This window comes from Paraburkholderia nodosa (assembly GCF_001718195.1).
Classification (GTDB): domain Bacteria; phylum Pseudomonadota; class Gammaproteobacteria; order Burkholderiales; family Burkholderiaceae; genus Paraburkholderia; species Paraburkholderia nodosa_A.
Genome location: NZ_MCNV01000001.1, coordinates 708,766 through 732,546 on the forward strand (window position 1 = coordinate 708,766; position 23,781 = coordinate 732,546).

The following is a 23,781-nucleotide window of genomic DNA, read 5'->3' on the forward strand; positions in this document are numbered from 1 at the left end:
GCTTTTTTGGTCGAGCTTCAATATCCCGTGACTACCGCAAGCGCAAGGGTCGCAGAAGACAGCACGAGCAGCACGAGAAAGAGCGGCAGAATGAAGCGTATCCACTCGCCGAAGCCCACGCGCGCCGTGGCGAGATACGCGAGCAGCATGCCGGAGGTGGGCGTGACCATGTTCGTGAGGCCGCCGCCCAGCACGAATGCGAGCACCGAGGCCTGCCCGCTCACGCCCGAAAGCTGTGCGATAGGCCCGATGATCGGCATGCTCACCGCGGCCTTGCCCGACACCGAGGGAATGAACACGTCGAGCAGCATCTGCACGGCCATGAGTCCGTTGGCGACCCAGACGCTCGAGCGTCCGTGCGCGAGGCGCGTGAAGTAGTCGATCAGCGTGTCGAGCACGAAGCTGTTCTGGAGGATCAATTCGACCGATGCCGCAAGCCCGATCAGGAGACCCGCGAGCACCATGCCCTTCATGCCGTCGACGAAGGCCTCGGACGCGCTGCGCGAATCGAGCCGCCCGACGAGCGCTGTCACGATGCTGATCGCCACATAGAATGCGGAAAGCTCGACGTTGCCCCAGTTCAGTTCGCGCGTGCCGAACACGAGTGCAGCGGCCGCAAAAGCGAGGATGACGAGCGTCGCCTTGTGGCGGCGCGAGAGCGGCGTAGGCGCATGCAGCGCCTCGACGGCGGCCTCGCGCCGATAGCCGCTGCGACGCACATAGAGCAGCAGATACGCGACGCCGATCGTCAGAAACACCACGAACACGCCGAGCCGCAGCGCCAGCCCGCTGAAGAGCGGCACGCCGACGATAGGCTGCGCCACCGCGAGAGAAAGCGGATTCGTAACCGACGCGATATAGCCGATCTTCGCCGCGATCGCGACGAGCGCCACTGCGAACAGATTCGAGAGGCCCAGCCGCTTCGCGAGCAGCATCACCATCGGGATGATGACCAGGTACTCGGAAATGAATCCGAGCAGGGTGCTGCCAAGCCCGATCAGGATCATGAGCAGCGGCGCGAGCACGTAGACGTTGCCGGCGGTGAGCTGGAGCAGGCGGTCGATGCCGGCGTCCACTACGCCCGTGCGTTTCATGACGCCGAACATGCCGCCCACGAACATCACCATGACGATGAGCGGCGCGTTCTTGATGAGCCCGTTCGGGATGGCGACGAACACGGAGACGAGGCTCGCGGGCGCCGCATGATCCAGCGTGCTCTTTGTCACTGACGGCGCGACCAGCGTGGCGAGATCGCTGCTTTTCGGCACCACGTGGTAGGTGCCCGGAATCACCAGCTTGTCGTGGCGCTCGAAGCGGCCCGCGTCGACGAACCAGGTCATCGCCAATGCGGCGGCGAGTACCCAGAGCATCATGACGACTGGGTGCAGCATCTTGCCGTGCGGCCTGGTTTCCGGTTTTGCGTCTTCGGTGGGCGTCGTGTCTTCGCGCGGGGAAGAGGGCGGAGCGGCGATCATGATAAGGATTCCTCTGTGCGTACTCAGGCGGAAAGCGCCGCGGCGCGCGCGCCCGCATAGCCGAGTTCGGCGGAGATCGCATCGGCGCAGGCTTGAAGACGTTCGAGGTAGTCGGGAATCTCGGCGCGGCCGATGCGCATTTCCGGCCCTGAAATGGCGACGGCCGCCACCGTCGCGCCCGACATATCGCGCACCGGCGCGGAGATCGCCACTGCGCCGGCCGTCACTTCGCCGAGACTCACGGCGTAGCCCTTGCGCGCGATCGCATCGAGTTCCTCGACAAGCGCGATCAGGTCCGGCGCCTCGGGCATCTTCTTCATGCGCGCGAGATAGTCGGTGCGCACGGCACCGGGTGCGAACGCGAGCAACACCTTGCCCGAAGCGCCGTGGTTGATCGACCGGCGGTTGCCCACCGCGCCTACTGCTCGCACCTGGTGCGTGGTCTCGCATCGCGCGACGCAAACCGTCTCGAGGCCCTCGCGCACCCGCAGCACGATCGTCTCGTTGATGGCCTGGTTGAGCGCGAGCATGTGGCGCGAGGCGGAGCGCACGAGCGTGTTCTGCTGCGTGGCTGCCACGCCAAGTACGAAGGCTTGCGGGCCGAGCGCGTAGGTGGAGGTTTGTGCGTCCTGTACGACATAGCGGTGCAGCTCCAGCGTGCAGAGCATGCGATAGGTGCGCGATTTGTTGATACCCAACTGCGTGGACAGTTCCGTTACGCCAAGGCCGGGATGCTCGGCCACATAGCTGAGCAGTTTGAGCGCGTTGTCGACGGCATCGACGATATAGGTCATGGCTATGCTCACTTTGCGTTGAGTCGCGCGCGCGCCCAGTCGGCGAGGGCGTCGGCGAAGGCGTCGAGGTCGCGCTTGAGCGTGTCGAAACCCGCATGCTTCGAACACGTCGCCTCATCCATGTAGAGCGCGCGGTTCAGTTCGATCTGGATGCTGTGCCGGTTGCGCGCCGGATCGCTCACGGCGCGCAGCAGGTCGCCGCCCTGGTAAGGCTCGTTGATCTGCACGCGATAGCCGGCGGCCGCAAAGTGCTCGGCGACCCATTGCGTGAAGGCCGGATCCGACGTCGTGCCGCGCCGGTCGCTGATGACGAAATCGGGGCGCGCCTCGCCCGAGTCGACGTTCATTTCGTTGCCGCGCGATTTCATGGAGTGACAATCCACGTGCCATAGCGCGCCGTGTTGTGCGTAAGCCGTTTCGGCCGCCTGAGCGAGCGCCGCGCGGTAGGGGCGGTAATACGCGTCGATGCGGTGCCGGACTTCATCGACAGAAAGCTTGCGATCGTAGAGCGGCATGCCGGGCAGCGCGTAGCGGCGGATCAGTCCCATGCCGCGTCGCGTGTACGGCTCGGGCGCGAGCGGCTCGGGCCAGGGCTCGGCGAGCAGTTCGGCGTCGATGTCGGTGATGGCGCGGTTCGGGTCGATATAGGCGCGCGGAAAACGTGCGCCGATCAGCACGCCGCCGCGCGCGGGAACGCCGCCCCACAGTTCGTCGACGAACGCGTCCCACGAGGTGAGGATCGCCTCGCGCGGCGCGACGGTGCCGAAGTCGTCCGGCAGCGTAATGCCGCTATGCGGGGAGTCGAACACGATAGGCAGCGGCGCAGCCTGTGCCGCAACGGTGAAACAGGGCGCGTGTTCGTCTGCCTGGGGGGAAAGAAGGCTGGTGTTCGTCATCGCTAGTCAGTCACTTATCGCGTGTTTTAATGAATAAAACAGCGTTTTAATTTCAAGAGACAGCGTAACGCGCGGCAAAAATTGGGCCGATTGGGGTTTCCCCTGGAATGGCTCGGTAAAAACGGTGAAACGAACCAACTGGAGAGAATTACAGCGATTTTGACGGACGCCGCGACGCCGTGCGTCGTGTCGCGGGTTTTTGACAGCTTCTTGACGGGACGGAAAGCCGGCCCGAATAATTAATAATACGCTGTTTTAAACAATAAAACAAGCGGGTGAGGCAAGCATCGCTAACGGGGACTACGAGCAGGCAACCGTCGCTCTGCGCTGCACAGCGATGCCGTTTCATCAGGACTGCAAAAGATAGATCGCACCTCGCGGCGCGCATCTGGAGATCAACGTCAATTCACGGCACATCGAATGCCAGAAGGAGAAAAACGCATGTTTCACGCATCCCGGCACACCCTCGCACTCGTCATCGGCGGTCTCGGTCTCGCGGCCTCGCACGCTAACGCGCAGTCGAGCGTCACGCTCTACGGCATCGCCGACGGCGGCTTCACCTACACGAGCAACCAGGGCGGCAAGTCGAACTTCCAGGCGACGGCCGGCAGCGAGCAGGGCTCGCGCTGGGGCCTGCTCGGCAGCGAAGATCTGGGCGGCGGCAATCGCGCGATCTTCCGCCTCGAGAACGGCTTCAACCTGCAGACCGGCACCGCGAGTGCGAACGGTCGCATCTTCGGCCGCCAGGCGTGGGTGGGCCTCGCGAGCGACCGCTGGGGCTCGCTCACGTTCGGCCGCCAGTACAACGCGGCGCAGGACTCGCTCGAACCGCTGCAGATGGCCGTGGAGACGTCGCAATACGGTACGCACCCGTTCGATACCGACGACCTGAACAACACGTTCCGCACCGACAACTCGGTCAAGTACGTCACGCCCAAGTTCCACGGCCTGACGATCAACTCGATGTACGGTTTCAGCAACAACGCGGGCAACTTCGGGACGAACCGTTCATGGAGCGTAGGCGCGAGCTATGCGGGCGGGCCGCTGCAGTTCGGCGCAGCGTATGTACAGCTCGATCATCCGGCCACGGACACGACCGGCGCGATTCCTTCGGACAACTACTTCACGTTCCTGAAGGGCATTACGCAGCAGCGCATCTGGGGCGCGGGCGGTGTGTACACCTTCGGCAATCTCGGCGTGGGTGCGATGTACACGAACGTCGCGTTCGAGCTGACGCCGCAAAGTCAATACCAGCACTATCAGAACGCGGAAGTCAGCCTGCGCTATGCGATCACGCCGTCCATTCATGCCGCGATCGGCGAAACCTGGACGGGCGTGAATGCGAACGGCCAGAAGGATAGCTGGCACTACTGGCAGACGACCAGCGCGCTGCAATACTTCCTCTCGAAGCGCACGGATGTCTATCTCGACCTCATCTATCAGCGCGCAACGAACGCCGTGGCGCAGATCGACGGGACGTCTGGCGCATCGAGCAACGGCAACCAGTTCCTCGCGGTGACGGGGATCCGCCACAAGTTCTGAGTGGCTGACCCGGGCGGTCAGTTCGCGGCGCGCTCGCGCGTGCCGATCGTGCTGGCCGCCTTCGCCTGCTTCGCGGGCTTGCGCCGCGCACGCGCTTTCTTGAGCCAGATGAGCACGCCGGTCACGCTGAGCATCGCGACGACAACGCCGGTAATGCTGATGGCGATACGTCCCGGCAGCCCGGCAATGCGGCCCGAGTGCAACGGAAACTGCGCCTGCATGAAGATATCGCCTGCGCTGCCGCGGCCCGGAATCTGCCTGCCGAGCACCTGGCCCGTGCGCGCGTTCATGATGAGCCAGGCATTGCCGAGGCCCGCGTCGCCGTGATCGTTGCCCGCCTCGAAGTAGCCCACGCCATACACGCCGGAGGTGGGCAGCCCGAAGAGTCCCCCCGGCGGCGCTGTGATGCCTTCCCGGCGGCCCATCCCGGCGGCTTCCGCCACGATGCGTTCGCGCGCGGCGGTGGCTTCAGCGGGCGTGAGCGCGGGGCTCGGCGCGACGATGCGGAACGGGTCCGGCGCGAGCGTCGAGAACACCGACACCACGGGGCGCACGACCTGCGTGCCGAGGTTCATCGAAATCGATGTCACGGCCACCACGATCAGGAGTCCCCAGAGCCACACGCCGCCCGAGCGGTGCAGATCGAACGTGAGCGCATACCCGCCGCGCTTCACGCGAAAGGCGAGCGACTTGCGCCAGCTTTTCAGGTTCGGGAACGCGAGGACGATCGCGATGAAGCCGTCGAGCAGCCATACCATCCCCACCACACCCATCGTCCACACGCCGAAGTCGATGCCCATCTTCGTCGGCATGAATAGCGTGTAGTGGAGCTGGTAGAGGAAGGGGATCAGGTTCTGGCGTGCAAGCGAAGCCTTGCCCCACATGCGGCGGCCTTGCTCCTCGCCCGTGACGGGGTCGAGCGCGACCTGGTTGAAGTCGAGCGCGTAGGGCGCCTGGCTCGCGGGGTTCAGGCGCGGCGCGACTTGCGCGATCCAGGTATGGCCAGGCTCGACGGAAAGCGGCATGAAGGTTACGACCGCATGCGGTTCTTCGGCCTCGAGACGCTTCGCGAGTTCGAGCGCAGGCAGCGGGGTGCCCGGCGTCGCGCTACGGAAGAACGTTGGATTGAGCAGCGCGTCGAGTTCGTGGTCCCACGCGATCACCGCGCCGGTCAGTCCGGCGAGGAACAGGAAGGCTGCGGTGGCAAGACCGAACCAGCGGTGCAGGCGGACCAGCATCGGTCTCATGCAAAACCTCGGCTCGCCGGCCGGCGCGCGGGGGCGAACGCAATCACGATTGGGCTCACGGCAATCTTGAAAAATACTGCAAATAGGAATCGTTTGCATTCTACGGATCGACCGTCGAAGGCGCAAGCTTTGCGAAAGGCGAGGATATGGGGGTGGAAGAAGCGCGGAGCGCGCAGAAGCGGACGCGGCGCTTGCGAGATGTCGTCGCGAGCGCCGCTACGACCATGAGACACGATGCCCGGCCGCGGCGACCGGGCGTGCGATCACACGGGGTCCTTGTCCGGCGGCCCCTCGGGCTGCTGCGGTTCGTCCTTGTGATGGCCCGGTGCCGGTGGGGTGAGCGGGTCGCGTTCGGGGTCCCGTGTCGGATCGGCGAGTGGATCGGGAAGCGGATTCGTGTGCGAGCAGATCATCGCGAGGTCCTCTTGCGCTAAAGCGTGCGGACGTGTGGTGCGTGTCACCCTATAGCGTAGGCGATCGATTGCATGCCTGGCACTCGCAATTGAACAATCGCCGCGCGCGAGTGCGTGCGAATCAGAGCCCGTCGAGGTCGGCCGGCGTGTCGACGTCGCGCAGAATGCCCGGATCGTCGACTTCGATGCGTGTGAGCGGGTGGGTGCTCAGCAGGGCGCGTGCGCCCGCGTCGCCGTCGAGCGCGACGAGCGCTGCGCGATGCGCGTAGCCGAAGCCCACCGGATGTCCGCGCTGCCCGCGATAGAACGGCGCGACGAGCGACGCGCCGCCATCCAGTGTGCGCGCCACGGCTTCGATCGATTCGACGGCAATGCAGGGCATGTCGGCCAGCGCGACGATCCAGCTTTCCGCTTCATGATCGGTTTCCACGCCCGCAGCGAGGCTCGCGCCCATGCCGCGCGCGGCGTCGGGGGCGAACACCACCTCGCAGCCCGCGTCGTTGAGCACATGCGCGAGTGTTTCCGCCCCGGGACGGACAACGGCGATCACTTTGGGTACGACGCGTAGCAGCCGTTGCGCGGATTCGCGCGCGACGCATGTGCCTTCAGGGAGGGGAGCGAGGAGCTTGTTGCGCAGTCCGTTGGGATCGAAGCGCGAACCGGTGCCGGCGGCGAGCAACACGCCGGTGGCGAACGAAGCATAGGCCATGGCTGTGATACGCCGCGAAGAGGGTGAGCAGTGATTGTGCGGCGCAAGCGCGCGTGAGGCAAGCCCCGCGCGCGGCATAGGCCTTGCTCTGTCCTGCATTTGCCGACTGCGCATGCACTATGCGGGTGCAGACCGGTGCCGGTCACACAAGCGAATTCATCTGTGGAACGACCTTGTCGAGCGTAATCGGCAAATCGCGTACGCGCACGCCCGTGGCGTGATACACGGCATTCGCAATCGCCGCCGGCACGCCGGTAATGCCGATCTCGCCGATGCCGCGCACGCCAAGCGGATTGAAGCGCAGATCGGGTTCGCCGACGAACAGCACGTCCAGCTCGCCGATGTCCGCGTTCACGGGCACGTGATATTCCGCGAGATTGTTGTTGGCAATGCGGCCCACGCGCGTGTCGAAGAGGCCCTCTTCGTGCAGGGCCGTGCCCACGCCCCATACCATGCCGCCCATCAACTGGCTGCGTGCCGTTTTTTCGTTGAGCACGCGTCCCACGTCGTACGCGCCGACGATGTGCGCCACGCGCATCGTGCCGGTATCGGCATCGACGTGCACTTCGGCGAATACCGCGCCGAATGAGTGAAACGCATACTGCTGCTTCTCGGCGCCTGGCTTCGTCGCGACCTGCGCCTCGAGCGGCTGGCCGCCCGCGCGTGCGATGACGGCGGCGGCCGGGTCGCGTCGCGAGCTGTCGCTGCGGCTTACGACCCAGCCGTCCTGCACGGTCACGTCGTCGGCAGCGAGTCCGTAGACGGGCGAGCCGCGATCGGCGCGCGCGAGCGCAATGAGCTTGTCGCGCACGGCCATGCACGCGGCCTGCACGGCGGGCGAGACACTCGCCGCCGACTGCGAGCCGCCCGAAACCGGCGCGATCGGCAAGGTCGAATCGCCCAGCGCGAAGCGGATGCGGTTGGGCGGGAAGCCCAGCGCGTCGGCGGCCACCTGGGTCATCACCGTGTAGGTGCCGGTGCCGATGTCCTGGGTGCCCGACGCGACTATCGCGTTGCCGTCGGGCAGGATGCGCGCCACGGCGGCGGCTTCGCTGCGGTTCGCGGGATAGGTCGCGCTCGCCATGCCGAGGCCGATGAGCGTGTTCCCGTTGCGCATGGCGCGCGGCGTGGCGATGCGCCGTGACCAGTCGAAGCGTTGAGCGCCCGCCTCGTAACACTGGCGCAGCGCTTTCGACGACCACGGCTTGCCGTCCTGCGGCTCGCTTTCCGCATAGTTTTTCAGGCGCAGCGCAACCGGGTCCATTTTCAGTTGCCACGCCAGCTCGTCCATGGCCGATTCGAGCGCGAACGAGCCGGTGGTTTCACCGGGCGCGCGCATGAAGGTCGGTGTGCCGACATTCAGGGGTACGACACGATGACTCGTGCTGCAATTGGGCACCGCGTACATCACGCGCGTGACGAGGCCGCACATCTCGAGCCAGTCTTCGAAGGTGGACGTGTGGGCCAGCGTGTCGTGGCGCAGGCCCGTGAGCGTGCCGTCCGGGCGCGCGGCGAGCGACAGATGCTGCTCCGTGTGCGGGCGCGAGCCGACGGGGCCGAACATCTGCGGCCGCGCGAGCGCGAGCCTCACGGGGCGTCCCGTCTGCTTCGCGGCCATTGCGCACAGGCTCACGTGCGACCACGACGAACCCTTGCAGCCGAAGCCGCCGCCGAGGAACGGCGAAATCACGCGCACGTTGTCCGGCGCGATGCCGAACACGGCCGCCACCGCGTCGCGCGCGCCGCTCACGCCCTGGGTGGCGTCGTAGAGCGTGAGATCCGGGCCGTCCCAGTGCGCCATCGTCGCGTGCGGCTCCATCGGGTTATGGAATTGCGTGGGCGTGGTGTAGACGGCATCGAAGCGCACCGCGCCTTCCTGCAACCCGGCTTCGACATTGCCGCGCGTCGATTCGACCGGGCGCCCCATTGGGCTGGGCGGCGCGTGCGCGTCGCCTTTCGCGCGATTGAAGTCGAGCGTGGCCTGTGTCGGCGCGTAGGCGATGTCGACGTGACGCGCGGCATCGGTGGCGTGTTCCAGCGTGTCGGCAACCACGACTGCAACGGGCTCGTTGCTGTAGCGCACGACGTTGTCCTGTAGCAGCGTGAGGTGCCGTCCCGCTGGTGGTTTGAGCGGCGAGCGCCCGCCGTTGGGCAGCCGCATCGCGCTCTGGTACGTCATGACGAGCAGCACGCCGGGCATGGACTGGGCGCGGCTCGAGTCGATCGACGTGATCGTGCCGCTCGCAATCGTGCTGGTCACGAGCACGGCATGGGCGAGCCGCGTTTCCGGGAAATCGCTCGCGTAGAGCGCGCCGCCCGTGACCTTGAGCATGCCGTCGATGCGGTCCATCGGTTGTCCGGTCAGCGTGCTCATGCGAAATCTCCGGTGTTGTCGGCTTGCGTGCCGGTGGCGGCGAGCAGCGTCGAGCGGATGATCGCGCGTTGCGCGAGTCCGACCTTGAACGCATTGCCGCTCAGCGGCTTCGCCTGCGCAAGTTCCGCCGCGGCGGCCTCGCGTAGCGTCGACGCGCTGAGCGTCTTTCCGGCGAGATGCTGTTCCGCCACGCTCGCGCGCCACGGTCGGTGCGCCACGCCGCCCAGCGCGATGTGCGCCGCGCGGATGCGGTGGCCGTCGAGTTGCAGCGCGCTCGCGACCGAGACGAGCGCGAACGCATAGCTCGCGCGGTCGCGGATCTTGAGGTAGTGCGCGTGCTCGCTGAACAACGGCGGCGGCAGGTCGACCGAGGTAATCAGTTCACCTGATTGAAGTGTCGTGTCGAGATCGGGCCTGTCGCCGGGCAGGCGATGAAACGAGGCGAACGGGATGGTGCGTGCGCCGCCCGGTCCGCTCACTTGCACGGTGGCGTCGAGCGCCGCGAGCGCAACGCTCATATCGGACGGATTGACGGCCACGCATTGCGCGCTTGCGCCGAGGATCGCATGCATGCGGTTAAAGCCCTCAATCGCTGCACAGCCGCTGCCGGGCGCACGCTTGTTGCATTGGGTGAACGCGGTGTCGTAAAAGTACGGGCAGCGTGTGCGTTGCATGAGATTGCCGCCCACGGTGGCCATGTTGCGCAGCTGCGGCGACGCGCCGGCGAGCAGCGCCTGCGAGAGCAGCGGGTAACGCGTGCGCACGAGCGTGTGATTGGCCGCGTCGCTGTTGCTCACGAGCGCGCCGATGCGCAGGCCGCCGTTGGGCAGCGTTTGAACTTGATCGAGCGCCTCGATGCGCGTGATATCGATGAGCGTCACCGGATGCGCGATGCCGCCTTTCATGAGATCGAGCAGATTCGTGCCGCCGCCGATGAACGCCGCACCGGGACGCTGCGCGGCGGCAATCGCGCCGTTCACATCGGCGGCGCGCTGGTACGAGATGGCATCCATTTGTGTGCCTCCGTACTCAGGCGCTGGCCGTGTGCGCGTCGCGCACGGCGGCCACGATGTTGACATAGGCGCCGCAGCGGCAGATGTTGCCGCTCATGCGCTCGCGTATTTCGGCATCGCTCAGTCGGGCGGGGCGCGTGCGCACGTCGGGCGTAGCGGCGCTCGCTGCGCCTGCCGCGAATTCGCTCAGGCATGCCGTGGCCGAACACAATTGGCCTGGCGTACAGAAGCCGCACTGGAAGGCGTCGTGCTCGATAAACGCACGCTGCACGGGACTGAGCGTGGCCACGCCCGCGAGCCCTTCGACCGTGGTGATGCGCTGGCCTTCGTGCATGACAGCGAGCGTGAGGCAACTGTTGATGCGCCGTCCTTCGACGAGCACCGTGCAAGCGCCGCACTGGCCGCGATCGCAGCCCTTCTTCGTGCCGGTGAGTCCCGCGTAGTCGCGCAGCGCATCGAGCAGCGTGACGCGCGGTTCGATATGCAGCGTGTAGGCGCGGCCGTTGATGTCGAGCCTGACCGGCTGCGCGGGCGCGGGCGGCGGCGCTTCAGTTGTGGCGCTGGCCGGCGGTGCATTCTGGGCATGCAGATGAGGCGTCGCGCTCAACGCGGCAGCGGCGGCCGCCGATTGCAGGAAGCGGCGGCGGGTGACGTCGGCGGGCGCGCGGGAGGGGGAAACTTGGGAGGCGTCGTCGCAATCGCACGGCGCATGGAGGGGACGTTCGTTGGACATGGCGATCTGCGGACTCCAGGATGAAGACAGTACATAATCCGGGACTTCAGGCGCTGGCCGCGCGGGGGCTTCGTCGCGCAGCGGCGCGCCTCTTTCGTGCAGCAATTCCGATGCCGCGGTGGCTCGACCGGGCACTGCAGAACTGCAAAGTGCACTTCTCGAACACGAAAGTAAAGCGCTTACGTGTGAATTTTTCGCTGCATATTGCTTGATGGCGCAACGCTGTCGCATGGCTGGCGCCATTCCGGCGCGAAGCTGGCGCCATGGACAGAAATGCAATGCCGCAGGCGGGAAAAGGGTATTGAAAGATGATTGCGCGACGAGTCGGTCCGCGCAACGCCTACGCTATGCGCGGTCTTCCTGAAAGTTGAGGTGTCGGCCTGGCTATCTGGTGCTTCACGCTCGACCACAATGGTACGGAGTCCTTCCGACACGCCGTAGACCGCAGCGGCGGTGCGCTTGCAGACATTCGCCTTATCGATCGACTGAGGAATTGCGCACGAGTCAATCGAGAGGATCGCTAACCATGCCGGCGGTGCTCAGCGCAGCCACGGCCTCGCGCAGCCACACGAGCGCCGGATCGGCGTGATTGCGTGGGTGCCATGCCGCATGCATCGAAAAGCCGCGTGCCTCGAACGGCAGCTCGAACAGATCCACGCGGTCCTGGTAGCGTGCGGCGAGCCGATAAGGCAGCGTTGCCACGTAGTCTGTGCGAGTGAGCACCTCGGGCACGAGCGTGAAGTGCTGTACTGAGTGCGCCACGCGGCGGTGTCGGCCGAGCGCTTCGAGATGTTCGTCCATGAAGCCGAAGAAGCTCGCGCCGCTGGTCGAGACGAGCACGTGCTCGAGCGCGCAATAGCTGTCCAGGTCGAACGGGGCTGCGCCGCGCGGGTGCCCTTTGCGCTGCGCCACGACGAAGTGTTCGTCGTAGAGCTTTCTGGCCTTGAGCGTTGGCGGCACCTGTTGCGCGGAGCCGAGCAGCAAATCGATTTCGCCGCGCTCGAAGCGCTCCGCGAGCGAGCCGGATTCAATCGCGATGAACGCCAGCTGCAGCCCCGGGCCAGCCAGACGCGGCCACGCGATCATCAGCGGCAGGCCGAGCACGGCCACGCACTGGTCGCTCGCGGCGACCACGAAGCGCCGCGTGCCCGTGAACGGATCGAAGGCGCTCTCGCGGCGCACCACCGTTTCGAGCGTCTTGAGCGCCGCATGCAGCGGCTCCGTCAGTTCGAGCGCGCGCGCCGTGGGCGTCATGCCGCGGCCATTGGCGGCGGGAAGGAGCAGCGGATCGTCGAAGAGTTGGCGCAGCCGGGCAAGCTGCGCCGAAACAGCCGGCTGCGTGAGATTCAAGCGCGCGGCGGCGTGCGTCACGTTCAACTCGGCGAGCAGGGCGTCGAGTGATACGAGCAGGTTGAGGTCGATACCGGAGAGATCAATCACGGTGATGGGTGGAATGTCGGCAATTGATTTCAAGAATACGTCTCGCTCGCCTAGAGTTCAATCCGTCAGATGAACACCTTTCCACTAGGAGAAGCCATGAAAGCCTGGATGCTCGATCAACCCGGTCAACCGCTCGCACTGCGCGACGTGCCGCAACCCGAACCGCGCCGCGGCGCGCTGCTGGTGCGCGTGGAGGCCGTGCCGCTCCTGAGCTATACGCGCCAGTACGTGCAGGGCAAGCTGCCCTACGGCTACCCGCAGGGGCCGTTTTCGCCGGGGACCAACGGCATCGGTCGGGTGCTCGCGGTCGGTGAAGGCGTGTACGGCTATCGCGTCGGCCAGCGCGTCGCGCTGAGCCCCTACTGGATCGCCGACGAAGCGCTGCGCGAGCCCGCCCAGGCGCTGCTCGGGCTCACGGCGATCAGCCCGGACAGCGGGCCGATGCTCGGCGATTATCCGCACGGCACGCTGCGCGAGGCGGTCGAGTTTCCGGCCTCGACGGTATTTCCGCTCGATGGCCTCGATCATGTTCCTTCGGCGCAGCTCGCGGCGCTCGGCAAGCTCGTGGTGCCGTTCGGCGGCCTGCGGCGCGGCCGGCTCGCGGCAGGCGAAACCGTGGTGGTGAACGGCGCGGCCGGCGCGTTCGGCTCGGCGGCTGTGCTCGATGCGCTCGCACTCGGCGCAGGCCGTGTGGTGGCGCTCGGACGGCGCGCGGCGGCGCTGGCGCCGCTCGCGAAGTTCGGCGGCGGGCGTGTGGTCACCGTCGCGCTCAGCGGTGAGATGGCGCGCGACGTGGAGGCCATCCGCGCGGCCGCGAACGGCGGCGCCGATCTCGCCTTCGACATGGTGGGCCACGCCACCGACCCGGGCGCTACGCTCGCTGCGCTGCGCAGCCTGCGCCGCAACGGCCGCATGGTGCTGATGGGCAGCATGGAGGTGGATCTGCCGATCAAGTATGGCGAGATGCTCATCAACAACTGGGAGTTGATGGGCCACTTCATGTACAGCGGAGCCGACTACCGTGCGCTGATCGCGCTCGTGCAGTCCGGGCAACTGCCGCTCGATGCGATCGAAGTCCAGCGTCACCCGTTCGATGCGCTGGAGACCGCGATCGACGCGGCGGAAAAGGCGGAAGGGCTGACCTGCGTGACGGTCTGCACGTCGCAAGGCGCTTGAGCGCGCCATAAACAAATCGGCCCGCAAGCGCGATTGACGCTTGCGGGCCGATGACGTTGCGAGTGCAGCGAGGTTCAGTCGATGCCGTGGAACACGGCGTCGTCCGGGCCGAGGTAGGCAGGCGGACGCCAGACAGCGTCGCGCATCGAGTGCTGCACGAGATTTTCCACGCCCAGCAGCACCGCGAAGATCGCCATGCGCACCGGAATGCCGTTGTCGGTCTGGCGGAAGATCGCGAGGCGCGGATCGTGGTTCAGATCGGTCGAGAGATCGTTGGCGCCCGGGCGGCTATCGCGCGGCAGCGGGTGCATCACGAGCGTTTCAGCGCTGCAGCACTCGTCCATCGTTGCCTGGTTGATCTGGAATTCGGGCGTGTAGCCTTCGAACGACTCGTCGGCGAAGCGCTCCTTCTGGATGCGGGTGGCGTACACCACATCCGCACCGCGCAGACCCGCGCGCAGGTCGTGCGTCTGCTCGACGACGTGGCCGTTGGTCGAGATCTTGTCGACGATGTACGCCGGCATTTCGAGCTGCGGCGGCGAAATGAGCGTGAACTTGATGCCGCGATACAGCGCGAGCAGCTTCACGAGCGAGTGCACCGTGCGGCCGTACTTGAGGTCGCCCACGAGCGCGATATGCGCGCCGTCGACGATCTTGCCCAGACGCGAGAACTCGCGCTGGATCGTGTAGAGATCGAGCAGCGCCTGGCTCGGGTGCTCGCCGGGACCGTCGCCGCCATTGATCACGGGGATGTTCACGGCGCGCGCGAATTCGGCCACCGAGCCTTGATCAGGATGCCGAATCACCATCGCATCCACGTAGCCGGCCATCACGCGGCTCGTGTCGTAGATCGATTCGCCCTTGGCCATCGAGGAGAACGTGAAGCCGGTCGTGTCGCACACCGAACCGCCCAGGCGGCAGAACGCGGCGCCAAAGCTCACGCGTGTACGCGTGCTGGCTTCGAAGAACAGGTTGCCGAGCACCGCGCCTTCGAGCACGCGCGAGATTTTCCGGCGGCGCGCGATGGGCTGCATGATGTCGGCGACGCGGAACAAGGCCTCGACGGAGTCGCGCGAGAACTGGTCGACGGAGAGCAGTTGCGGCTTGCCCTCGAACTGCATCTGGCTGGCGAGCGAGCGCGCCGAGTCTACGCTTTGCGTATAGTCTTCGCGCGGCTCGCCGTTGCCGACGATTTCCGAAACGAAGCGCTCGACGATCTCCGGCATGGCGCGCGATTCCTGCGACTCCTCGGGCAGCAGCCACGTGTCGAGCGCACGACGCGACACGCCGATGCGGCTCGCAAATGCGTCGCGGGTCATGTTCAGACGCCGCATGGCGTCACGGAGGAAGGCTTGTTGCGGAACGCTCATGCTGGCACCCGTGATTTCTGGTTAATGTACGCGGTGCGTATATTAGTTCGGTGGTGTGAGAAGTCAAGTTCTTTTGTCGGAGGAGCGCTCGAGAAACCGTTCTGCGCGCGTGAGACCGTACCGCTCGCGCAGCCCGCCGCTTGCTGGCACCCGCCCGCAACTGCGCGATCTCGGGTTAAACTGCGCGACATGCTACGTAACCCGCTCCGCCACGACCTGCCGAATCTCACCGCCGCCACGCGCGCGGTGTCGTCGCTCGCGCAGGCCACTTCGGTGTGGGTGAAAGCCAAAGCCAAAAAACAGCCGCTCATCTGACCGGAGTCTGCTGTTCCGTCAGATGTGCGACGGAATAGCCAGTCGAAGGCGCCCTGCCTTCCGCCTCACTCCCGGCTTGCTTCCCTCCTGCGCACCGCTGAACGGACCTTCCATACGGTCGAGTTCAAGGGAAAGTCATGTCTGAGTTTTCGGGTATCTGGATTCCGCTCATCACGCCGTTCAACGCCGGTGCAATCGATCATGCGTCGCTCGACGCGCTCGTGCGCCACTACGTCGAGGCCGGCGTGGCCGGCTTCGTCGCGCTCGGCACGACCGGCGAGCCCGCCGCGCTGAGCGACGCGGAAGCGGACGACGTGCTCGCCACCGTGCTGGCGTCGGCGGGCGGCCTGCCGGTCGTGGCGGGCGTGAGCGGCAATCACACGGCGGCCGTCTGCGAGCGGATCGCGGCGCTCAACGAGCAGCCCGTCGCGGGCGTGCTGGCGGCCGCGCCTTACTACATCCGCCCATCGCAGGCGGGTGTGATCGGCCACTTCGCGGCGCTCGCCGATGCAAGCCGCAAGCCCCTGATCGTCTACGACATTCCCGCGCGCACGGGCGTGCGCATCGAGTTGCCGAGCCTGCTCGAACTCGCCGCGCACGAGCGCATCGTCGCGGTGAAGGACTGCGGCGGCTCGCTCGACAAGACGCTCGCGCTGATTCTCGACGGCCGTTTGCAGGTGCTCTGCGGCGAGGACATCGACATGTTCGGCGCGATGTGCGCGGGCGCGAGCGGGGCAATTGCGGCGTCGGCGCATTGGCGGCCGGAGCGTTTCGTGGGGATGGCGCGCGCGTTGCAGGAAGGGCGTCTCGCCGATGCGCGCGCGATCTGGCACACACTCGTGCCGCTCGTGCGTGCGGCGTTCGCGGAGCCGAATCCGGGCCCGGTGAAGGCGGGGCTCGCTGCGTGCGGGCGGATCCGCAATGAACTGCGCGCGCCGATGACACGTGTGAGCGATGAGCTGGAGGCGTCGCTGGCGCGCCTCGTGGTTTGACGCTGCCCGTGCGGGAAGGGTGCGTGGTGGGATGAGATGCTGGGACGGGTGCGGCGTGCGCCGGTTCTTGTGCGCCGCCCGGAAGCGGCGCGTCTAGCGCGCCGCGCGTGCGTTTGCGGCGCTGGACGCGCGGCGGCGGCGCGAGCGAGGGCGTTCGACTGCAGCGGGTTCGCCGTTCAGCAGAATGCGGCGGCCGGGCACGTGCTGCGCAACGAGGCGGGCGATATCGAGCGCCGTGCTCTCGGCGGGCACGACCTGACGGCGGGCGCTGTCATCGAGCGGCGTCGTCCATTCGACGAGCCGGTAAGCGCGGCCCCACGGATGCTGGAGCGGCGTGGACACCCGGCACGACGCGACCGTCGAAGCGGCGCCGTCGCGCAGCAGGGACTGCAGGTGCACTAGTACATCGTCTTCAACCATGACCTCGCTCCTCCTAAGCTTGCCGCGCAAAAAAACGCCGCCGATGTTCCGGCGGCTCAACAGGGGTTGAGCCTATGTTTGCAGCAAAGAATTAAACCAACCTTAAGAGAGGGGCTTGGGCGCCGGCAGCCCGAGTGTGACCGGCACGGCCGATGGCGGCAGCGGTGCGAGCCCTATGCGGGCGCGCACCAGCCAGAAAAATGCTGTGGGGCGGAGCGGCCGGCCTGCGTGTGGCCGGCGCAAAGACAAGCTGACAGACGGCGATTAGTGCGGTTTCGTGCCATTTTGCCGCAGCGTCGCACGCGTCTTGCGGGCGGCGAAAAGCGGCAGATAGTCCTGGATGCGCGCTTGCGCTCGATATTCATTGAGCGTGTCGGCGTAGATGCGCGCGACCGTTTCCTCCGGCGTGTTGGTTTCTTCGGCGATGGTATGGACGATCTCGGAAGCATCGGCGGTCTTCGGCATGACTTGGCTCCGGTCAGCGACGTGGGGTTGGCAGGCGGGTTTCAATTCAAGGACATCCGGGCGCGGGATACCAATTGAATCCACCTATCGCGCAAAACCGCCATACGCGCATCACAAGCGTGAACTGTCTGAGCATTGACGCTCGCTTGCGCGAGCCCTGTATTTTCGGGGCTTCCAGCGCAAAAAACGACCACGGCGAGACAGAATGTCTGCGCCGTGGCCGCCTGATGGCATGCGGCCATGGGCCGCACGCGTTCCGCTTATGTCACCTTACGCCGCGGTTTCGAGCGACGGGTAGTCCGTGTACCCCGTTTCGCCGCGCGCGTAATACGTCGAAGGATTCGGCGCGTTGAGTGGCGCGTTCAATTCGAAACGGCGCGGCAGGTCGGGGTTGGCGATGAAGAGCTGACCCCACGCGACCGCGTCGGCTTCGCCTGCCGCGAGCACCGCTTGCGCCGATTCGAGCGAGAACTTTTCGTTCGCGATGAACGGACCGCCGAATTCGGCCTTCAGCTGCGGCCCGAGACGGTTGTCGCCAAGCGATTCGCGCGCGAACAGGAACGCGATCTTGCGCTTGCCGAGCTCGCGCGCCACATACCCGAACGTCGCCGCCGGATTCGAATCGCCCATCGTGTGAGCGTCGCCGCGCGGTGCGATGTGCATGCCTACGCGATCCGCGCCCCACACATCGATACACGCGTCGGTGATTTCAAGCAGCAGGCGCGCGCGATTTTCGATCGAGCCGCCATAGGCGTCCGTGCGCTGGTTGGTGGTGTCCTGCAGGAACTGGTCGAGCAGGTAGCCGTTCGCGCCGTGAATTTCCACGCCGTCGAAACCGGCCGCTTTCGCGTTGATCGCGCCCTGGCGGAACGCGGCGATCACGCCGGCGATCTCTTCGGTTGCGAGCGCGCGCGGCGTGACGAAGCCGCGTTGCGGACGCACGAGGCTCACGTTGCCTTGCGGCGCAATGGCGCTGGGCGCCACCGGCAGTTCGCCGTTCAGGAACACAGGGTCGGACACGCGACCGACGTGCCACAGTTGCAAGAAGATGCGGCCGCCCGCGGCATGCACCGCATCGGTCACGATCTTCCAGCCTTCCACTTGCTCCTGCGACCAGATGCCCGGCGTTTCGGCATAGCCGACGCCTTGCGGCGTCACCGAGGTCGCCTCGCTGATGATGAGGCCGGCCGTGGCGCGTTCTGCGTAGTACTTCGCCATGAGTTCGTTGGGCACGCGCACTTCGCCGGCGCGTTGACGCGTGAGCGGGGCCATGATGATGCGGTTCGGCAGCGTGAGGTCGCCGATCTGGATGGGGTCGAAAAGCGTTGCCATGTAGGGTCACCTTGTCTGCGGGCGCGGCCCGCGGGCTGAAAAGCGATACAGGAATCGAAACGGACGATGCGTATTCAGCAGATGTTTCGTCGCTGAAGCATCACAACTGCGCGTTCATATGGGCGATAAACGCCTCGATGACCGGCTCGTTGCGCTTGAAGAACACCCACTGCCCCACGCGTTTGGACGTGACGAGTCCCGCCTTCTGCAAAACGGCCAGATGCGCGGACACCGTCGATTGCGAAAGCTCGCAATGCGCGTCGATCTTGCCCGCGCAAACGCCGTTTTCGAGCGGCAGCTCCTGGTCGCCAAAGTGCACCTGCGGCTCGCGCAGGCACGCAAGAATCTCGCGGCGCACCGGATTGGAGAGCGCCTTGCAGATCGCGTCGACGTCTAGAGCGGGAGTGGTAGGGGAATTCTTCATCGAGGCCGCATCGTAACTGTCCGAATCATATATCGGATTTCTACGATATGGGCGATGGCACTGATTTCAATAGGGTTGTCGGTACATCTCGCGTTCGCTCCCCGCTTTCGCGTGGTCTAGCGCGATGCAAAACACCGGGAAACAACGCCTGGCAGTCGGTAAATTCGCCGGCCCGAGCCCATTGCATCGCGTGGATCACCGCTGCGTTAGCAGCGACCCACACGCATTCGATTCAAGCCGTCGCCTGCTGCGCAACCCTGGTCGTGACGCGCACGCGGCTCACATACGCCAGCGCGGACAAACTGATCATGGCGGTCGCAATCAGCCAGTAACTCGGCGCGCTCTTCTCGCCGGTGGCGCTCAGCATCCACGTGACGATGGCTGGGGTAAAGCCGCCGAACACGGTCACGCCGATGTTGTAGCCGATCGACATGCCGGTGGCGCGCGTCGCGGCCGGGAAGATCTCGGCCATGAGCGCGGGCAGGGCGCCGAAATAGATCGACTTCAGCAGCGCGAGCCACGCAATCAGCACGAAGAGCGCAACCGCACTCGTACGGCCGGTCGCCCAGGCGAAGCCCGGGTACGCGCTCGCGAGGAAGAGCAGCGCGACACAAGTCATCTGCGTGCGCCGCCCGATGCGGTCGGACAGATGCCCCGCGAACGGCGTGACGACGGTGAGGATCACGCCGCCCGCCATCGTCGCCGCGAAGCCGGTTGCCGCAGGCAGATGCAACTGGCGGATCGCGAACGTGGGAATGTATTGCAGCAGATAGTTGACCGCCGTCGAGACAGTCATCAGGCCGATCGCCGTGAGCACGAGCCGCTTTTGCTGGCCCAGCACTTCGCGCACGGGCGTTTCGGTACGCGCGCTGCGTTTGAAGTCCTCGGCGTCTTCAATGAAGCGGCGCAGATAGAGGCCCACCGGACCAATCAGTAATCCGAAAAAAAACGGCAGACGCCAGCCCCAGGCGGCGAGGTCGGCGGGCGCCATGAGGCGGGCGAGTCCATAGCCGAACGAGGCCGCGAGCAGCGTGGCGAGGCCTTGCGTCGCGAACTGCCAGCTCGCGAGAAAACCGCGACGGTGCGGCGCATGCTCGATCAGCATGGCCGTGGACGCACCGAACTCGCCGCCCGCCGAAAAGCCCTGGATGAGCCGCGCGGCGAACACCGCGAGCGGCGCGGCAAGGCCTATCGTCGCGTAGTCGGGAATCAGCGCGATGATCGCCGTGCCGACCATCATGAGGCTGACCGAGAGCATCAGCGCGGCCTTGCGTCCGCTACGGTCGGCATAGGCGCCCAGTACTGCGCCGCCGAGCGGCCGCACGAGATACGATGCGCCGAAGGTGCCGAACGTGAGCAGCATCGAAACGGTCTCGTTGACCGCCGGAAAGAAGTGCTTGCCGATGTACACCGCGAAGAACCCGTAAATGGCGATGTCGAACCATTCGAGCGCGTTGCCGGCGGAGGTGGCGATGACGAGCCTCGCAAGGCTCACGGGTTGTTTTGCGGACATGGCGGCATGCACCTTTATTGGGTCGTCAGGCGAAGGCGTCGGCGGGTTGCGTCGCGCGTGCTTGCGCTTGCGCCGATGCGCGGCTTGCGGCGAGACGCGCGGCGTCGTCGCCGAGGTCCCACCAGAGTCCGGCCATCACGGCGAGCGCCTCGCGTGCGACGGAGCCGAGCAGGTGTTCGTTCGGCGCGTGCTGCGCGCAGGCCGGATACGAGTGCGGAACCCAGAGCGTCGGCAGGCCGAGCGTGTACGCGAATACGTCGTTCGGCACCGTGCCGCCGAGGTTCGGCAACAGCGCCGGCTTCTTTCCGGTCGACGCGCGCAGCGAATCGAGCGCCCAGTGCACCCAGGCATCGTCGGGGTCGAGCCGCGTCGCGGCGGACGTCTGCGTGACGCGCACCTGCACATCGTCAAAGCCGAGCCGCGCGAAGTGCGCTTCGAGATGCTCGCCCACGCGCGCGGCGTCCGTGCCCACCACGAAGCGCAACTGGCAAGTGGCCTTGGCCGTGGGCGGGATCGCGTTGACGGGCGCGTCGGGGTTGCCGGTCTTGAACGCGAGCACTTCGAGTGTGTTCCAGGCGATCACGCGCTCGGTGGGCGTGAGGCCGGGCTCGCCCCACTCGGGATCGATCGCGGGGGCGTCGTCGTCGCCGCCGAGCACGATGTCGGCAAGCGCCTCGCGCACGCTTGCGGACACGGGCGGCGGACGCAGCCCGTCCACGGCGATGGCGCCGCGCCGGTCGACGAGGCTCGCGATCGCGTGCGACAGCACGATGGCTGGATTGCGCAGCGCGCCGCCCCAGTTGCCCGAGTGATGCGCACCGCGGCGCAGATCGACGAGCAGTTCGAACGTCACGCCGCCGCGCGAGCCGAGGAACAACGTGGGGCGTTCGGCCAGCACGCGGGGGCCGTCGGAGGCGATGAACACGTCCGCCGCAAGTGTGTCGCGATGGGCGGCGCACACGGCGTCGAGGCCCGGCGAGCCGATTTCCTCGCCGGTTTCGAAGATCACCTTCACGTTGTAGCCGAGCTTGCCGCCGCGCGCGTCCATCACCGCGGCGAGCGCGGCGAAGTTCACGGAGTGCTGGCCCTTGTTGTCGGCGGTGCCGCGGCCATACCAGCGGTCGCCTTCCACGGTGACGGTCCAGGGCGCGAGACCCTCGCGCCACTGCTCGTCGTAGCCGCGCACGACGTCGCCGTGGCCGTAGGTCAGCACACTCGGAAGCGCGGGGTCTTCGATGCGCTCGGCGATCAGAAACGGCGCGCGCGCGCCTGCGGGATTCTCGACCACGCGGCACGTGAAGCCGAGCGACGAGAGGGAGGGCATCACCTCGTCGGCGAGATAGGCGACGAGCGCGCGGGCCTGCTCGGGATTCTGGCTTTCGGTGCGAAAGCCCACGCGGCGCTGGAGGTCGGCGAAGAAAGCGCCGGAATCATAGACGCGCACGGCGCGGTCGATGGCGGTTTGTCGGGTCTCGTTCAAAAGGGCTCCTCTCATGCCTGGGTGCAGGGAATGAAAGCAGTCTAGGAATGCCAAAAATTCGCAACAATTTCAAAATTTGCGGATAGCATTGCCGAAACGGCAACACAAACAACGCCCACTGAGCGCCCACTGAACGGATAAGCCGATGCTTCATGGAATCGCCTTGCGCTACTTCGTCGAGGTCGCGCGCACCGGGTCGCTAGCCGCGGCCTCGGAGAACCTGCACGTCGCCGTCTCGGCGATCAGCCGGCAAATCAGCAAGCTGGAGGAGGACGTGGGGACGGCGCTCTTCGAGCGCATGCCGCGTGGGATGGTGCTGACCGAATCGGGCGAGCGGCTGGCCGAGCACGCGCGGCGCGCGCTGCTGGAGGGTGACGCGGTGCTCGCCGAAATCGCCACGGCCAAGGCGCTCGGGCACGGCATCGTCCGAATCGGCTGCACGGAGGGCTTTACGCGCTCGTTTCTGCCCCACGTGCTCGCGCAGCATCACGCCGCCGCGCCGCACGTGCATTTCAATCTGCGCTCGGGTACGCCTTCGCAGGTCGAGCAGTGGGTGGCCACGGGCGAGGCGGACCTGGGGCTGGCGTTTTCGAGCGGAGACCCCGCGAAGGTCTACGTGCAGTACAGCGCACAGGCGCCGGTCTGCGCACTGCTCGATCCGGGGCATCCGCTGGCGCAGCGCCGCTCGCTCACGCTCGCGGACCTGCGCGACTATCCCGTCGCGCTGCTCGAACGCGGCAACACGGCGCGCCAGCTATTCGACGAATGCTGCGCGCGGCACGGCATCAAGCTCGAACCCCTTCTCACGAGCAACAATTCGAGCGCGCTGCACGCGTTCGCTGCGCTGGCGGGCGCGATCACACTCGGCAGCCGGCTCTCGCTGTCGGGACTCGCGGACGATCTTTCGCTGGTGGCGAAGCGCTTCGACGAACCGACGCTCAACCAGCGCAACCTGTGTGTGATGACGATGCGCGACCGGCGGCTTTCACGCCCCATCGAAGGGGTACTGAGGGCGCTGATCGGTGCAATCGAACGAGCGTTGTGACGGCCCGGCGCCTCAGCGCTTGCCCGCGCGCCCCGTCATGCGTCCCAGGATGTCCACGCGCTGCACCAGTTGATGGTAGATCACCGCGAGCACGTGCCCGGCGATCAGTACGTACGTCAGGTACGCCAGCCAATAGTGGATCTTCGAGCCGAGATGGCCGAGCGCCTTGTCTGCCGGCACGACGGCGGGGACCTGATACAGCCAGAACCAGTTCACCGGATGGCCGCCGCCATACGAGTTGATATATCCACTGATCGGCATGGCAAAGAGAATCAGATACAGCAGGCCATGGCCGATATGCGCGAGCTTCTGCTCGAACGCTGGAATGCGTTGCGGCAGCGGCGGCGCATTGCCCGCAAGCCGCGTCACCACGCGGATCAGCGTGAGCAGCAGGACGGTCAGGCCAATCGATTTGTGGAAATTCACCCAACTGCCGTGCGACGGGTCATGACGGTCCATCGTCGTCATGTACCACGCCACCGGGATCACTACGAACATGCATAGCGCGCTCAGCCAGTGCAGCACGCGCAGCGTCAAGCCATAGGTGGGACGTGCGAACGACAACGCAGAAACGGATTGCGGGCTTCGGGACATGGTAGAGGGCCTTTTCGCG

At 66.2% G+C, this 23,781-nt stretch carries 22 protein-coding genes and 1 pseudogene; 5 read left to right on the forward strand and 18 right to left on the reverse strand.

The features are described from left to right. Positions 1 to 17: 17 nt before the first annotated feature. Genes BFD71_RS03120 through BFD71_RS03130 form a run of 3 tightly spaced genes read right to left on the reverse strand, consistent with a single transcriptional unit; the run spans position 18 to position 3,165 of the window. On the reverse strand, positions 18 to 1,475 hold the full coding sequence (locus tag BFD71_RS03120; protein ID WP_069261779.1) for a YfcC family protein: 1,458 nt from the start codon (positions 1,473 to 1,475) through the stop codon (positions 18 to 20). Between the two features lie 23 nt (positions 1,476 to 1,498). After that, positions 1,499 to 2,269, reverse strand: coding sequence for an IclR family transcriptional regulator (locus tag BFD71_RS03125; RefSeq protein WP_069261780.1), 771 nt, complete (start codon positions 2,267 to 2,269; stop codon positions 1,499 to 1,501). 8 nt (positions 2,270 to 2,277) lie between these two features. Next, entirely contained in the window at positions 2,278 to 3,165 is an 888-nt protein-coding gene (locus tag BFD71_RS03130) for an N-formylglutamate amidohydrolase (protein WP_083245007.1), read from the reverse strand. Between the two features lie 441 nt (positions 3,166 to 3,606). Between BFD71_RS03130 and BFD71_RS03135 the strand changes: the two genes are divergently transcribed. Continuing rightward, positions 3,607 to 4,707, forward strand: a complete 1,101-nt coding sequence (locus BFD71_RS03135) for a porin (RefSeq protein WP_069261781.1) — start codon at positions 3,607 to 3,609, stop codon at positions 4,705 to 4,707. Positions 4,708 to 4,724: 17 nt separating this feature from the next. On the opposite strand, the gene BFD71_RS03140 is transcribed toward BFD71_RS03135, so the two are convergent. From BFD71_RS03140 to BFD71_RS03170, 7 genes are all read right to left on the reverse strand, one after another. After that, on the reverse strand, positions 4,725 to 5,954 hold the full coding sequence (locus BFD71_RS03140) for a PepSY-associated TM helix domain-containing protein (RefSeq protein ID WP_069261782.1): 1,230 nt from the start codon (positions 5,952 to 5,954) through the stop codon (positions 4,725 to 4,727). Between the two features lie 263 nt (positions 5,955 to 6,217). Then, positions 6,218 to 6,367: a hypothetical protein gene (locus BFD71_RS41270; protein ID WP_176732810.1), complete on the reverse strand. Its 150-nt coding sequence runs from the start codon at positions 6,365 to 6,367 to the stop codon at positions 6,218 to 6,220. A 121-nt stretch (positions 6,368 to 6,488) separates the two neighbouring features. Beyond that, positions 6,489 to 7,076: a nucleotidyltransferase family protein gene (locus tag BFD71_RS03150; protein WP_069261784.1), complete on the reverse strand. Its 588-nt coding sequence runs from the start codon at positions 7,074 to 7,076 to the stop codon at positions 6,489 to 6,491. A 142-nt stretch (positions 7,077 to 7,218) separates the two neighbouring features. Next, entirely contained in the window at positions 7,219 to 9,450 is a 2,232-nt protein-coding gene (locus BFD71_RS03155) for a xanthine dehydrogenase family protein molybdopterin-binding subunit (protein WP_069261785.1), read from the reverse strand. After that, positions 9,447 to 10,463: an FAD binding domain-containing protein gene (locus BFD71_RS03160; protein WP_069261786.1), complete on the reverse strand. Its 1,017-nt coding sequence runs from the start codon at positions 10,461 to 10,463 to the stop codon at positions 9,447 to 9,449. Before BFD71_RS03160 ends, BFD71_RS03155 begins: the two co-directional genes overlap by 4 nt. A gap of 16 nt (positions 10,464 to 10,479) precedes the next feature. Continuing rightward, the gene (locus BFD71_RS03165; RefSeq protein ID WP_069261787.1) at positions 10,480 to 11,196 is read right to left on the reverse strand and encodes a (2Fe-2S)-binding protein; all 717 of its coding nucleotides are present in this window, start codon (positions 11,194 to 11,196) and stop codon (positions 10,480 to 10,482) included. A 504-nt stretch (positions 11,197 to 11,700) separates the two neighbouring features. Continuing rightward, complete coding sequence (locus BFD71_RS03170) at positions 11,701 to 12,669, reverse strand: LysR family transcriptional regulator (protein WP_083245008.1); 969 nt, start codon at positions 12,667 to 12,669, stop codon at positions 11,701 to 11,703. Between the two features lie 63 nt (positions 12,670 to 12,732). On the opposite strand from BFD71_RS03170, the gene BFD71_RS03175 reads away from it, so the two are divergent. Further along, positions 12,733 to 13,812 (forward strand): zinc-binding dehydrogenase, encoded by a 1,080-nt coding sequence (locus BFD71_RS03175; protein ID WP_069261788.1) that lies wholly within the window; start codon positions 12,733 to 12,735, stop codon positions 13,810 to 13,812. A 74-nt stretch (positions 13,813 to 13,886) separates the two neighbouring features. On the opposite strand, the gene BFD71_RS03180 is transcribed toward BFD71_RS03175, so the two are convergent. After that, positions 13,887 to 15,182 (reverse strand): aspartate carbamoyltransferase, encoded by a 1,296-nt coding sequence (locus BFD71_RS03180; protein WP_069261789.1) that lies wholly within the window; start codon positions 15,180 to 15,182, stop codon positions 13,887 to 13,889. A 189-nt stretch (positions 15,183 to 15,371) separates the two neighbouring features. On the opposite strand from BFD71_RS03180, the gene BFD71_RS41965 reads away from it, so the two are divergent. Together BFD71_RS41965 and dapA are read left to right on the forward strand one after the other, a co-directional pair. Then, complete coding sequence (locus BFD71_RS41965) at positions 15,372 to 15,497, forward strand: hypothetical protein (protein WP_256094458.1); 126 nt, start codon at positions 15,372 to 15,374, stop codon at positions 15,495 to 15,497. Positions 15,498 to 15,634: 137 nt separating this feature from the next. After that, positions 15,635 to 16,489, forward strand: a complete 855-nt coding sequence (gene dapA / locus BFD71_RS03185) for a 4-hydroxy-tetrahydrodipicolinate synthase (RefSeq protein WP_069261790.1) — start codon at positions 15,635 to 15,637, stop codon at positions 16,487 to 16,489. Positions 16,490 to 16,678: 189 nt separating this feature from the next. Here dapA and BFD71_RS03190 read toward each other — a convergent pair. From BFD71_RS03190 to BFD71_RS03215, 6 genes and pseudogenes are all read right to left on the reverse strand, one after another. After that, positions 16,679 to 16,909, reverse strand: a pseudogene (locus tag BFD71_RS03190) (DUF2866 domain-containing protein); the annotation flags it as partial. 264 nt (positions 16,910 to 17,173) lie between these two features. Further along, complete coding sequence (locus tag BFD71_RS03195) at positions 17,174 to 17,374, reverse strand: DUF3562 domain-containing protein (RefSeq protein ID WP_028202533.1); 201 nt, start codon at positions 17,372 to 17,374, stop codon at positions 17,174 to 17,176. Between the two features lie 270 nt (positions 17,375 to 17,644). Beyond that, the gene (locus BFD71_RS03200; RefSeq protein ID WP_069261792.1) at positions 17,645 to 18,706 is read right to left on the reverse strand and encodes an alkene reductase; all 1,062 of its coding nucleotides are present in this window, start codon (positions 18,704 to 18,706) and stop codon (positions 17,645 to 17,647) included. Between the two features lie 100 nt (positions 18,707 to 18,806). Continuing rightward, positions 18,807 to 19,130 (reverse strand): ArsR/SmtB family transcription factor, encoded by a 324-nt coding sequence (locus tag BFD71_RS03205; protein ID WP_069261793.1) that lies wholly within the window; start codon positions 19,128 to 19,130, stop codon positions 18,807 to 18,809. Between the two features lie 232 nt (positions 19,131 to 19,362). Beyond that, positions 19,363 to 20,643, reverse strand: coding sequence for an MFS transporter (locus BFD71_RS03210; protein ID WP_069261794.1), 1,281 nt, complete (start codon positions 20,641 to 20,643; stop codon positions 19,363 to 19,365). A 25-nt stretch (positions 20,644 to 20,668) separates the two neighbouring features. Further along, positions 20,669 to 22,123 (reverse strand): M20 family metallopeptidase, encoded by a 1,455-nt coding sequence (locus tag BFD71_RS03215; protein ID WP_256094459.1) that lies wholly within the window; start codon positions 22,121 to 22,123, stop codon positions 20,669 to 20,671. A gap of 145 nt (positions 22,124 to 22,268) precedes the next feature. On the opposite strand from BFD71_RS03215, the gene BFD71_RS03220 reads away from it, so the two are divergent. Next, positions 22,269 to 23,168, forward strand: a complete 900-nt coding sequence (locus BFD71_RS03220) for a LysR family transcriptional regulator (RefSeq protein ID WP_069261796.1) — start codon at positions 22,269 to 22,271, stop codon at positions 23,166 to 23,168. Between the two features lie 12 nt (positions 23,169 to 23,180). Here BFD71_RS03220 and BFD71_RS03225 read toward each other — a convergent pair whose 3' ends face one another. Further along, positions 23,181 to 23,762 (reverse strand): cytochrome b, encoded by a 582-nt coding sequence (locus tag BFD71_RS03225; RefSeq protein ID WP_083245009.1) that lies wholly within the window; start codon positions 23,760 to 23,762, stop codon positions 23,181 to 23,183. Between the last annotated feature and the right edge of the window lie 19 nt (positions 23,763 to 23,781).

Coding starts and splice junctions, on each gene's coding strand:
- BFD71_RS03180 (WP_069261789.1), bottom strand. CDS start 15,182: ATGAGCGTTCCGCAACAAGCCTTCCTCCGTGACGCCATGCGGCGTCTG.
- BFD71_RS03140 (WP_069261782.1), bottom strand. CDS start 5,954: ATGAGACCGATGCTGGTCCGCCTGCACCGCTGGTTCGGTCTTGCCACC.
- BFD71_RS03125 (WP_069261780.1), bottom strand. CDS start 2,269: ATGACCTATATCGTCGATGCCGTCGACAACGCGCTCAAACTGCTCAGC.
- BFD71_RS03205 (WP_069261793.1), bottom strand. CDS start 19,130: ATGAAGAATTCCCCTACCACTCCCGCTCTAGACGTCGACGCGATCTGC.
- BFD71_RS03175 (WP_069261788.1), top strand. CDS start 12,733: ATGAAAGCCTGGATGCTCGATCAACCCGGTCAACCGCTCGCACTGCGC.
- BFD71_RS03200 (WP_069261792.1), bottom strand. CDS start 18,706: ATGGCAACGCTTTTCGACCCCATCCAGATCGGCGACCTCACGCTGCCG.
- BFD71_RS03225 (WP_083245009.1), bottom strand. CDS start 23,762: ATGTCCCGAAGCCCGCAATCCGTTTCTGCGTTGTCGTTCGCACGTCCC.
- dapA (WP_069261790.1), top strand. CDS start 15,635: ATGTCTGAGTTTTCGGGTATCTGGATTCCGCTCATCACGCCGTTCAAC.
- BFD71_RS03220 (WP_069261796.1), top strand. CDS start 22,269: ATGCTTCATGGAATCGCCTTGCGCTACTTCGTCGAGGTCGCGCGCACC.
- BFD71_RS03155 (WP_069261785.1), bottom strand. CDS start 9,450: ATGAGCACGCTGACCGGACAACCGATGGACCGCATCGACGGCATGCTC.
- BFD71_RS03165 (WP_069261787.1), bottom strand. CDS start 11,196: ATGTCCAACGAACGTCCCCTCCATGCGCCGTGCGATTGCGACGACGCC.
- BFD71_RS03130 (WP_083245007.1), bottom strand. CDS start 3,165: ATGACGAACACCAGCCTTCTTTCCCCCCAGGCAGACGAACACGCGCCC.
- BFD71_RS41270 (WP_176732810.1), bottom strand. CDS start 6,367: ATGATCTGCTCGCACACGAATCCGCTTCCCGATCCACTCGCCGATCCG.
- BFD71_RS03160 (WP_069261786.1), bottom strand. CDS start 10,463: ATGGATGCCATCTCGTACCAGCGCGCCGCCGATGTGAACGGCGCGATT.
- BFD71_RS03150 (WP_069261784.1), bottom strand. CDS start 7,076: ATGGCCTATGCTTCGTTCGCCACCGGCGTGTTGCTCGCCGCCGGCACC.
- BFD71_RS03135 (WP_069261781.1), top strand. CDS start 3,607: ATGTTTCACGCATCCCGGCACACCCTCGCACTCGTCATCGGCGGTCTC.
- BFD71_RS03195 (WP_028202533.1), bottom strand. CDS start 17,374: ATGCCGAAGACCGCCGATGCTTCCGAGATCGTCCATACCATCGCCGAA.
- BFD71_RS03210 (WP_069261794.1), bottom strand. CDS start 20,643: ATGTCCGCAAAACAACCCGTGAGCCTTGCGAGGCTCGTCATCGCCACC.
- BFD71_RS41965 (WP_256094458.1), top strand. CDS start 15,372: ATGCTACGTAACCCGCTCCGCCACGACCTGCCGAATCTCACCGCCGCC.
- BFD71_RS03120 (WP_069261779.1), bottom strand. CDS start 1,475: ATGATCGCCGCTCCGCCCTCTTCCCCGCGCGAAGACACGACGCCCACC.